At 57.9% G+C, this 608-nt stretch carries 1 protein-coding gene and 1 pseudogene; one reads left to right on the plus strand and one right to left on the minus strand.

Going from position 1 to position 608, the window contains the following annotated elements:
- Nucleotides 1-276 (plus strand): annotated as a pseudogene (locus tag NW856_RS04785) (hypothetical protein); the annotation flags it as partial.
- Nucleotides 277-323: 47 nt separating this feature from the next.
- On the opposite strand, the gene NW856_RS04790 reads toward NW856_RS04785, so the two are convergent.
- The coding region (locus tag NW856_RS04790; protein WP_414399359.1) for an ABC transporter permease subunit at nucleotides 324-608 on the minus strand (285 nt) is incomplete at its 5' end.

Genomic DNA, 608 nt, shown 5'->3' on the forward strand with positions numbered 1-608 from the left:
GTTTTGGATCTGGATGACTCTTGGCTGTTACGACCGATGGTGCAAGAGCGCCTAGAAGAGCTGCGGCAACTGCAGGAGCCAACAGCCGAACAGAATCCTTGGGCAGATCTCTCAGCCCAAAACTTGCTCAAGCTAGGAGAAAAGTTGGAACGGGAAGGGGAAGTGGCTCGTGCCGAGCAAGTTTACCGGCAGATCCTGAAAATGGATGCCACCCTGGATGTCCATGCTAAGGCTCGCAAGGGTCTAAACCGGCTTTATCCCGACGGAAAGCGGTGATTTGCAGGCCACTCCATTCCCCTCACTCGGCGCAATGGGGAAGCAGCTCACCCTTCCCGAGGATCGAGGGCGTCCCGCAAACCATCCCCCAGCAGGTTAAAGGATAGAGAGGTCAGCACCACCATCAAAGTGGGGGCCAGCACCAGCCAGGGCTGTAGGATGATCACCGAAGCGTTGGTGGCCAGCGAGAGCATGTTGCCCCAAGAGGCATCCGGCTGTTGGATCCCCAACCCGATGAGGCTCAGCACCGACTCTGCCGCAATGTAGCCGGGCACCGCCAAGGTTGCCGAGATCACCACATAAGTGGCTGTCTGGGGCAAAATATGCCGCAC

The organism is Synechococcus sp. R3-13 (genome assembly GCF_047462195.1).
GTDB lineage: Bacteria > Cyanobacteriota > Cyanobacteriia > Thermostichales > Thermostichaceae > Thermostichus.